The following is a 9,882-nucleotide window of genomic DNA, read 5'->3' as shown; positions in this document are numbered from 1 at the left end:
CTGCTTGCGCGCACTGCGTGTCAGGCGGATCAACAGCATCAGCGCTGCGCAGGTCAAACCGGCAATCAACCCTTCCCACAGGCCGCTCGGGCCCCGCGCCGCTCCGAACCAATCGGTCAGGCCCAGGACGTAGCCCACCGGCAAACCAATCCCCCAGTAGGCGAACAGGGTCAGGATCATGGTCACCCGAGTGTCCTGATAGCCCCGCAGTGCACCGGCGGCGGTGACCTGAATGCCATCGGAAAACTGGAACAACGCCGAGTACACGATCAGCATCGAAGCCACCTGGATCACCATCGGGTCGTTGGTGTAGATCGAGGCGATGGGTTCGCGCAGCAGGTACATCAGGCTCGCCGACAAGCAGGCGTAGGCCAGTGCTGCGCCCATGCCGACGCCGGCGCTGAAGCGTGCGTCGCGCGGTTGCTGGCGCCCCAGAGACTGGCCGACCCGTACCGTTACGGCCATGGCCAGGGAGTAGGGGATCATGAACATCAGGGCGCTGACGTTGAGGGCAATCTGGTGTCCGGCCACTACTGTGGCTCCCAGGCTGCCGATCAACAGGGCGATCACCGCGAAGATGCTCGACTCGGCGAATACCGCGATGCCGATGGGCAGGCCGATACTCACCAGGCGCTTGATCACCGCCCATTGCGGCCAGTCGAACTGACTGAACAGCTGGATCTTGCGATAGGCCGGCGCCCAGTGAACCCAGCCGGCCATGCCCAGCATCATGACCCACATCACGATCGCCGTGGCCCAGCCACAGCCGACGCCACCCATGGCCGGCACGCCGAAGTGACCATAGATGAAGATGTAGTTGATGGGGATGTTGAGGGCCAGGCCACAAAGCCCGATGACCATGCTCGGCACTGTGCGGCCCAGTCCGTCGCTCAAGCAGCGCAGCACGTAGTACAGCGCTACTGCCGGCAGGCCGCTGGCGATGCCGTGCAGATAGCCCATGCAGGGTTTGATCAGTTCCGGGTCGACCTTCATCAGGTGCAGTATCGGTTCGGCGCTGATCAGTATCAGCGTGGCCGAGATGCCGGTCACTACAGCCAGCCACAGGGCCTGGCGCACCACTGGACTGATCTCGTGCAGCTTGCCGGCACCAAAGCGCTGGGCCACCTTGGGCGTGGTGGCCAGCAGGGTGCCGGTCATCAGCAGGAACACCGGAATCCAGATCGAGTTGCCCAGGGCTACGGCCGCGAGATCCCGCGGACTGACCCGGCCGGCCATGACGGCGTCGACAAAGCCCATGGCGGTGGTGGCCACCTGGGCAATCATGATAGGCAGGGCCAGTCGCAGCAGGTCGCGCAGTTCGCGGCCGACTCGAGCAGGGCGGCTGGTGGCAGGGGTGATGGTGGTGTCGGTCACGGAGTTCACGGGGCAAAGCGTCCATAGGTGTGTTGCGCGGGACGCGACAGTCTACGCGTTGACACTCTGGTCAGGAAAAATCCAGTGTTGTGGATTTGTAATGGCCGGCCGCTGGGAAATGAGTGCTCGACCTCAAGCCGCGCTGGCTCGGCCTGTCATCTGCGCCTACACTGCGGCTCCGCACGAGGAGCCAGCCATGTTGATTGTTGCCGACGAAAATATTCCCCTGATCGAAGAGTTCTTTGCCGGCTTCGGCGAGATCCGGCGTTTCCCTGGGCGCGCTATTGATCGGGCTACCGTGGAGCAGGCGGACGTGTTGCTGGTGCGCTCGGTGACCCAAGTCGACCGCCAATTGCTGGAAGGCAGTCCGGTGCGGTTTGTCGGCACTTGCACCATCGGCACCGATCATCTGGACCTGGACTACTTCCAGCAAGCGGGGATCAGCTGGTCCAGTGCGCCGGGCTGCAATGCCCGTGGCGTGGTGGATTATGTGCTGGGCAGTCTGTTGACCCTGGCCGAAATCGAAGGGGCGGACCTGGCTCAACGCTGTTACGGCGTTGTGGGGGCCGGTGAAGTCGGTGGGCGCCTGATCAAGGTCCTGCGCGGTCTGGGTTGGCAGGTTCTGGTCTGTGACCCGCAGCGGCAGGCGGCGGAAGGCGGCGACTATGTCAGCCTGGAGCACTTGATCGAACGTTGCGACGTCATCAGTCTGCATACGCCATTGGCTCGGCATGGCGAGCATTCCACCTGGCACCTGCTGGATCGGCAGCGCTTGAGTCAGCTCAAGCAAGGTACCTGGTTGATCAATGCGGCCCGTGGTCCGGTGGTGGATAACCAGGCGCTGCGTGAAGTGTTGCTGCAGCGTGAGGATTTGCAGGCGGTGCTGGATGTCTGGGAAGAGGAGCCGACAGTGGATCGCGAGCTGGCGGACTTGTGCGTGCTGGCCACGCCCCATATCGCCGGCTACAGCCTGGATGGCAAGCAGCGTGGCACGGCGCAGATCTACCAGGCCTATTGCCGCTTCCTCGGTCAGGCGGAACAGGTCAGCCTGACCACCTTGCTGCCGGCGCCGTGGGTGCCGCAAGTCAGCCTGAATGCCAATGCCGACCCGGCCTGGGCCCTGGCGATGATCTGTCGGGCGGTGTACGACCCGCGCCGTGATGATGCGGATTTTCGCCGCAGCCTGGCGGATGATGTCGCCCAGCAACGCAGCGCCTTCGACGGCCTGCGCAAGCATTATCCGGAGCGTCGCGAGATCGACGGGCTGCATGTGCGGATTCAGGGTGATTCGCCAGCCCTGAGCCAGATCGTCCGAGCCCTGGGCGCCAGCGAACTCTGAATCCGTCCAAGCAGTATTACGCGGGCATAAAAAACCCGGCCGTCTGGCCGGGTCAAGAGGACGTGAGGCTGAGTGTCAATCTTGCCGAGCAGGCTTGACCAGTCGCTTTTCCAGTTCGCGGCAGGCGTTCTGGATCATGTCTTCAGTAATAGGTACTTCGCGACCCTGGGCGTCGATAATGGCACACCCCAGAGACTGGTTCGGCTGGGTACGGATCACTTGAATCTTGTCATTGCTGCTGTGTTGCAAGGACATGGCCTGTCTCCTCATCAGGTTGTGTGCTTACTCTAGAATGGCCGGGTGACCAAGCTGTTACAGACCGCCGCAGGGCTGGCCCGGCGACTTCACTCCAACAGAAATGCCCGGGGAGTGCCAGCCACAGATTAGACCGATAATCTCTAGGCTCTAGTGTCAGCGGTCATAATCAACCTGACTCATTGTGATTTAGCAAAGTTCCTGCGAATTCCTCTCGTTGCCGCTGCTGCAACGGGTCGGTCGCCGGTGCGTCAATGGATGAACTGCATGCTCTCTTCTCGTCACCGCCGGGCGTTGCATCTGGCCAGCCGTTTTATCGCTCCCTACCGTTGGCAGGCGCTTGGCGCCTTGCTGGCATTGATTGTCACTGCGGGCATCACCCTGTCCATGGGGCAGGGGATTCGCCTGTTGGTGGACCAGGGTTTCATGACCCAGTCCCCGCATTTGCTGAATCAGTCCATTGGCCTGTTCCTGCTGCTGGTCCTGGCTCTGGCGGTGGGCACTTTCGTGCGTTTCTATCTGGTGTCCTGGATCGGTGAGCGCTGCGTGGCGGATATCCGGCGCCAGGTGTTCAATCACCTGATTTACCTGCATCCCGGGTTCTACGAGAACAATCGAAGTTCGGAGATTCAGTCGCGACTCACGGCGGACACCACCTTGCTGCAGTCGGTGATCGGTTCTTCGTTGTCGTTGTTCCTGCGTAATGCGCTGATGGTGTTGGGGGGGATCGTCCTGCTGTTCGTCACCAATCCCAAGCTCACCAGCATAGTGGTGGTGGCCTTGCCCCTGGTGCTGGTGCCGATCCTGATTTTCGGTCGCCGGGTACGCAGCCTGTCGCGCCTGAGCCAGGACCGGATCGCCGATGTCGGCAGCTATGTGTCCGAGACGCTTGGTCAGATCAAGACGGTCCAGGCCTACAACCACCAGGCCCAGGACGAGCAGCGCTTTGCCGTGACGGTGGAGCAGGCCTTCGATACCGCGCGCCAGCGTATTGTCCAGCGCGCCTGGCTGATCACCCTGGTGATCGTCCTGGTCCTGGGCGCGGTGGGGGTGATGCTCTGGGTCGGCGGCATGGATGTGATCGCCGGGCGTATTTCCGGGGGTGAGCTGGCGGCTTTTGTGTTTTACAGCCTGATCGTCGGTAGCGCCTTCGGCACCTTGAGTGAGGTCATAGGCGAGCTGCAGCGCGCTGCCGGGGCTGCGGAGCGGATTGCCGAACTGCTGCGGTCGGACAACATTATCCAGGCGCCCAGCAGTGGCCTGGTGAGCTTGCCGGCACGTGTGCAGGGCGACCTGGAGTTGGATGGCCTGGGTTTTTCCTATCCGTCACGGCCGGACCGCTACGCTGTCGATGGCCTGAGCCTGAAGATCCATGCCGGAGAAACCCTGGCGTTGGTCGGGCCGTCGGGGGCAGGCAAATCCACCCTCTACGATCTGCTGCTGCGTTTCTACGACCCACAGCAGGGGCGGATACTGCTGGATGGCGTGCCCCTGACCCAGCTCGATCCGCTGGATCTGCGGCGTTGTTTTGCCCTGGTGTCGCAAAGCCCGGCGCTGTTCTACGGCAGCATCGAAGAGAACATCCGCTACGGCAATCCTGGTGCGACCCTGACCGAGGTCCAGGACGCGGCGAAGATTGCCTACGCCCACGAGTTCATCGAGCAGATGCCAGAGGGTTATCAGACTCATCTGGGGGATGGTGGGCTGGGGCTTTCCGGCGGACAGCGACAACGCCTGGCAATCGCTCGCGCGCTGTTGGTGGATGCGCCGATCCTGTTGCTGGACGAGGCCACCAGCGCCCTGGATGCGCAGAGTGAACATCTGATTCAGCAAGCCTTGCCCAGCCTGATGAAGAACCGTACCACCCTGGTGATCGCCCATCGCCTAGCCACGGTGAAGAATGCCGACCGGATTGCGGTCATGGACCAGGGCAAGCTGGTGGCCGTGGGCACTCATCAGCAACTGATTGCCAGCAACCCGCTGTATGCGCGCCTGGCGGCCCTGCAATTCAGCGACGGCCCTCAGGCATCTGCGTAGGAGCCGGCTTGCCGGCGAAAGCGGCCACCAGGCTGGCGCCGAGTCCGAAGGCCTCTTTGCCGGCATGCCAGCTCCTGCAGTGGGCGGCAGCCCAATAAAAAGCCCGCATCGCTGCGGGCTTGTGGAGGGCTGGGTTCACTGATCGTCGAAGTAGCGCTCATGCCAGTCCACCAGCGGCTGTGGCGAGTTGAGCTTCTGGCCGTAGATCACCGAGTAGGACAGCACGTTCTGTACATACTGGCGGGTTTCGTCGAAGGGAATGCTTTCCACCCATACGTCGAAGCTCAGGTGGTCGGCGCCCTTGAGCCATTGACGCACCCGTCCAGGGCCCGCGTTATAGGCGGCAGATGCCAGCACCCGGTTGCCGTTGAACTGGCTGTGGACCTGGCTCAGGTACGCCGCACCCAGTTGGATGTTCTTGTCCGGGTCCAGCACTTGCTGGGGAGAGGCCAGGGGAATGCTGAACTTGCGCGCGGTCTCCTTGGCGGTGCCGGGCATCAGTTGCATCAGGCCGCTGGCGCCTACGTGGGAGCGGGCATCGTCCATAAAGGCGCTTTCCTGGCGGGTGATGGCGAACACCCAGCTGGAATGCAGGCCGCGGACCTTGGCTTCGCGCACCAGGGTGTCGCGGTGAGCCATGGGGAAGCGGATGTCCAGGTCATCCCAGTACTGGGCCTGGCTGATGGTGCGAATGGCCGGGAAGTACCATTTCAGGTCGTAGGCCAGCCTGGCCTGGGCCACCATTTCGTCGCGGTTGAAGTGCCGGCTGACGTGGTACCACTCCCGGCGACCGTCGACGATCTGGCCCCGGGCATGAAACTCCAGGGCACGACGCACGCCTGGGGTATTGCGCACTTTGTTGATGACCGCCTGGCTCAACATCAGCGGCTGGTTGTTCAGCTGATAAGGGGCCTTGGCGTGATCGGCGGCAAGGAAACCGTAGAAGTCCCGTTCCCGGGCCAGGCCTTTGAACAACACCTGGGCCTGGGGGTTCTTCGGCTGGGCCAGTTCCAGGCTGCGCGCCTGCCAGTAGCGCCAGCGGTTGGTGCTGGCCAGGTCTTGAGGCAGCTTGCGGGTCAACTGGTAGGCATCCTCCCAGCGCGCCAGACGCAACAGCAGGCGCAGGCGCCATTCGGAGACAGTGTTGTCCCGCAGATCTGGGTCGTACTTGGTCATGACGTCCAGGGCGCGGCTGTCGAAGCGCCGTGCCAGGGTCAGGCCGATTTCGCGGGCAATGGCCACTTTTTCGTCACGAGAGAAGTGCATGCTGCTGGCATAGCCGTCCAGCAGGGCCATGGCCTTGTCCGGGTCCTGGCGAGCCAGGCGGCGCAGGCCCAAGCCGACCACGTCGGACATCGCTTCATCGGCGGGCTGGAAGCGCGAAGGCTGGCTCAGCAGCTCCGGCTTTTGCGCCGCGTCCACCAGCAGGCGGCCCTGAGGTGCGAGGGTGGTCATGCTCTTGACCAGGCTGTTGGCCAGGGGATAGTTGCGGGCTTCGGCCGCCAACTTGGCTCGTTGCCAGCGTTTTTGCTCGGTGAGCTGGCCTTCGGCGGCCCATTGGGCGAACAAGGCGTCACAGGCGGTCGGTTGGGATTTGCCGGTCAGCCAGAGCTTTTCGGTGGCGGCGTAACCCTCGGCCTTGAGGTTGTGGCCCAGTTGGTACTGGCCATTGAGGCAGTCCAGCTCGGTGAAATTGAGTTTCGGGTCGTAGTACTTGGTGAAGGTGGGCCAGTCGCCGCGTTCGGCCAGCCAGCGCAACCAGCGCAGTTTCATCCAGTTGGCTTGAGGCAGGTCGCCATGTTCGGTGAGGAATTTCTCGATCTCGGCGTTGCTGGCGCTCTTCAGGCGGGCCGTGAGTTCGTCATAGGCCAGGTACGGCTCCAGCGGGTAGTCGCGCAGGGCATCGGCATAACGGAAGTAAGGGCCTGAATCACCCTTGGCCAGGGCGCGCTTGGCTTCATCGTAATACTGGCGTTGCTGGGTCAGGTCCGCCGCCTGGGCGGATTGGACGGCAGTGGCGGAAAGAAGCAGGCAGGATAAAAGGCTGAAAAGGCGACTGCGCATGAGACATCCGGGCAGAGAAATCATGACAAGTGCCGACAAGGCCAACACTGATTGTTCACTAGCTTAGCCTTTTGCCAGCAACCGGTGAAAGCTTTGCCGAGCCCTTGGCATCAGTTGGCAACAAAAGTGCCTTCAGGGTCGCCGGTGGCGAAATAGCGGGCCTTCTGAGGGCGCAAGTCAGGTAGAATGCGCGCCCGGTTTTTGGAGAAGAACATGACCCTGCTCAAATTCAGCGATGTGTCCCTTGCTTTCGGCGCCATGCCGTTGTTGGACAAGGTGTCCTGGCAGATCGCCCGTGGTGAGCGGGTGTGCATCATCGGCCGTAACGGTACTGGCAAATCCAGCATGATGAAGCTGGTCAAGGGCGATCAGAAGCCCGACGACGGCTCCGTATGGCGCGCACCCGGTCTGAAGATCGGCGAATTGCCCCAGGAACTACCGGTGGCCGACGAGCGGACCGTGTTCGACGTGGTTGCCCAGGGCCTGGACGGTGTCGGCGAGCTGCTGGCTCAGTACCACCACCTGAGCCAGAACATCGTCACCGACGCCGATCTGGAAAAACTGATGCACGTCCAGCACGACCTCGAAGCCCGTGACGGCTGGCGCCTGCAGCAACTGGTGGACAGCACCCTGAGCCGTCTGCAGCTGCCCGCCGACAAGACCCTCGCCGAGTTGTCCGGTGGCTGGCGGCGTCGTGTGCTGCTGGCCCAGGCCCTGGTATCCGAGCCGGATCTGCTGCTCCTCGACGAGCCGACCAACCACCTGGATATCGGTGCCATCGCCTGGCTGGAAGAAGCGCTGAAGGATTTCCAGGGCGCCGTGCTCTTTATTACCCACGACCGTTCCTTCCTGCAGAACCTGGCCACCCGCATCCTCGAACTGGACCGCGGCGGCCTGATCGACTGGAACGGCGACTACGCCAGCTTCCTGGTGCACAAGGAAGCCATGTTGGCGGCTGAAGAGACCGCCAACGCACTGTTCGACAAGCGTCTGGCCCAGGAAGAAGTGTGGATTCGCCAGGGCATCAAGGCCCGGCGTACCCGTAACGAGGGGCGTGTGCGGGCCCTCAAGGCGCTGCGCGTGGAGCGCAGTGAACGTCGCGAGCGTACCGGCAAGGCCAATATCCAGCTGGAAACCGCCGACAAGTCCGGCAAGCAGGTGATGGTGCTGGAGAATGTCAGCTTCGCTCACCCGGACGGTCCGTTTCTGGTCAAGGACTTCTCCATGGTCCTGCAGCGCGGCGACCGCATTGGCCTTCTGGGTGCCAACGGCACCGGCAAGACCACGTTGCTCAAGCTGATGCTCGGCGGCCTGGTGCCTAGCAGTGGCAAGGTGGAAGAGGGGACGCGGATCGACGTGGCCTACTTCGACCAGTTGCGTCATCAGTTGGACCTGGAAAAGACCGTGATCGACAACGTTGCCGAAGGTCGCGACTTCATCGAGATCGATGGCCAGAGCCGTCACGTCCTGAGCTATCTCGGTGACTTCCTGTTCAGTCCGCAACGTGCTCGTACGCCGGTCAAGGCGTTGTCTGGCGGTGAGCGTGCCCGGTTGTTGCTGGCGAAGCTGTTCAGCAAGCCGGCCAACCTGCTGGTCCTCGACGAACCGACCAACGACCTCGATGTGGAAACCCTCGAGCTGCTGGAAGAAGTGCTGCTGACCTTCCAGGGCACCGTGCTGATGGTCAGCCACGACCGGGCCTTCCTCGACAACGTGGTGACCAGCACCCTGGTCTTTGAAGGTGAAGGCAAGGTTCGCGAGTACGTGGGCGGTTATCAGGACTGGCTGCGCCAGGGCGGTTCGCCGCGGCTGCTGGGGGTTACCGAGAACAAGTCGGGCAAGGCCGAACTGAATTCCGCCGTGGTTGCGCCGGTGCAAGCCGCAGCGCCAGCCCCTGTGCAGGAGGCTCCGGCGAAGAAGAAGCTCAGCTACAAATTGCAGCGTGAACTTGAGGCGCTGCCGGGGCAGATCGATGCCATGGAGCAACAGATTGCCGGGGTCGAGGCGGAAATGGCCGATGCCGGTTTCTATCAGCGCCCGGCGGCTGAAACCGCTGCGGTCATTGCCCGGTTGGAGCAGTTGAATGCCGAGCTGGAGCAGATGGTCGAGCGCTGGGCCGAGCTGGATGCCTGAGTGACTGGCGAGTGATAAAAAAGCCCGACTTCAGCGTCGGGCTTTTTTTCGCAGCAGTTACCGGTTTGGCAACTGTCGGGTGAGGGCTTAGCGTTTGGCCAGGTGCACAGCCAGTACGTCACACGGTGCGCCGTGCAGGACGTCATTGGCGGTGGAGCCCAGCAGCAGGGCCAGGCCATGACGGCCGTGACTGCCCACCACAATCAGGTCGCATTCCTGTTCCTTGGCCAGGTGGTGTATTTCCTGGCGTGGCTGTCCATAGGTCAGGTGACTGTATTCCTTGGTCAGCTCCGGGTACTTGTGGATCAGCCGGTCCAGGCGTTCCTTGGCCTGGTCGAACTGTTGCTGCTGCAGTTGCGAAAGATCCATGGGCACGTCACCGCCGAAAGCCATGGCCATGGGTTCGACGATGTGCACCAGGGACAGCTTGGCCCCATTGCTCACCGACAGCTCGCGAGCGCGGTGGATAACAGGATCGCACTCTTCGGTTAAATCTACGGCGACCAGAATATGGTGGTAGGACATGAGGCGCTCCTCCTGAGGATTGCAATAGCTTCAAGTATGGCTGGTTTCAAGCGGGTTGGTTCCACCCAGGCCCCGCTCATCAAAAATTCGAGAGTACTGATATGACGGTCTGGATAGTGGTGTCAATCCTTGCGGTGGTTCTGAGTCCGCTGGCG

7 protein-coding genes are annotated in these 9,882 nt (G+C 62.3%); 3 read left to right on the top strand and 4 right to left on the bottom strand.

The features are described 5' to 3' along the window. Window positions 1–1,383, bottom strand: a 1,383-nt coding sequence (locus tag BLX41_RS05260) for an MATE family efflux transporter (protein WP_148059686.1), incomplete at its 3' end; no start/stop codon positions are given. 187 nt (window positions 1,384–1,570) lie between these two features. On the opposite strand from BLX41_RS05260, the gene pdxB reads away from it, so the two are divergent. After that, complete coding sequence (gene pdxB / locus BLX41_RS05255; protein ID WP_123724040.1) at window positions 1,571–2,713, top strand: 4-phosphoerythronate dehydrogenase PdxB; 1,143 nt, start codon at window positions 1,571–1,573, stop codon at window positions 2,711–2,713. Between the two features lie 75 nt (window positions 2,714–2,788). Here the strand turns inward: pdxB and BLX41_RS05250 are convergent, their stop codons facing one another. Then, complete coding sequence (locus tag BLX41_RS05250) at window positions 2,789–2,968, bottom strand: PA1571 family protein (protein ID WP_011060254.1); 180 nt, start codon at window positions 2,966–2,968, stop codon at window positions 2,789–2,791. A gap of 258 nt (window positions 2,969–3,226) precedes the next feature. On the opposite strand from BLX41_RS05250, the gene BLX41_RS05245 reads away from it, so the two are divergent. Then, window positions 3,227–5,005, top strand: coding sequence for an ABC transporter transmembrane domain-containing protein (locus BLX41_RS05245; protein WP_185073393.1), 1,779 nt, complete (start codon window positions 3,227–3,229; stop codon window positions 5,003–5,005). 135 nt (window positions 5,006–5,140) lie between these two features. On the opposite strand, the gene BLX41_RS05240 is transcribed toward BLX41_RS05245, so the two are convergent. Beyond that, window positions 5,141–7,069 (bottom strand): transglycosylase SLT domain-containing protein, encoded by a 1,929-nt coding sequence (locus tag BLX41_RS05240; RefSeq protein WP_123724038.1) that lies wholly within the window; start codon window positions 7,067–7,069, stop codon window positions 5,141–5,143. A gap of 213 nt (window positions 7,070–7,282) precedes the next feature. Here BLX41_RS05240 and BLX41_RS05235 point away from each other — a divergent pair, with 213 nt between their 5' ends. After that, a complete protein-coding gene (locus tag BLX41_RS05235) occupies window positions 7,283–9,202 on the top strand; it encodes an ATP-binding cassette domain-containing protein (protein ID WP_102863783.1) in 1,920 nt (639 codons plus the stop codon). 87 nt (window positions 9,203–9,289) lie between these two features. On the opposite strand, the gene BLX41_RS05230 is transcribed toward BLX41_RS05235, so the two are convergent. Beyond that, window positions 9,290–9,727 carry a universal stress protein gene (locus BLX41_RS05230; RefSeq protein ID WP_123724037.1) on the bottom strand — a complete coding sequence of 146 codons (438 nt, stop codon included), beginning with the start codon at window positions 9,725–9,727 and terminating at the stop codon, window positions 9,290–9,292. Window positions 9,728–9,882 lie beyond the last annotated feature (155 nt).

Source organism: Pseudomonas protegens (assembly GCF_003732485.1).
GTDB classification, from domain to species: domain Bacteria; phylum Pseudomonadota; class Gammaproteobacteria; order Pseudomonadales; family Pseudomonadaceae; genus Aquipseudomonas; species Aquipseudomonas protegens_B.
The sequence above is the reverse complement of the archived record's forward strand: the minus strand, read 5'-3'. Positions and strand labels throughout refer to the sequence as shown.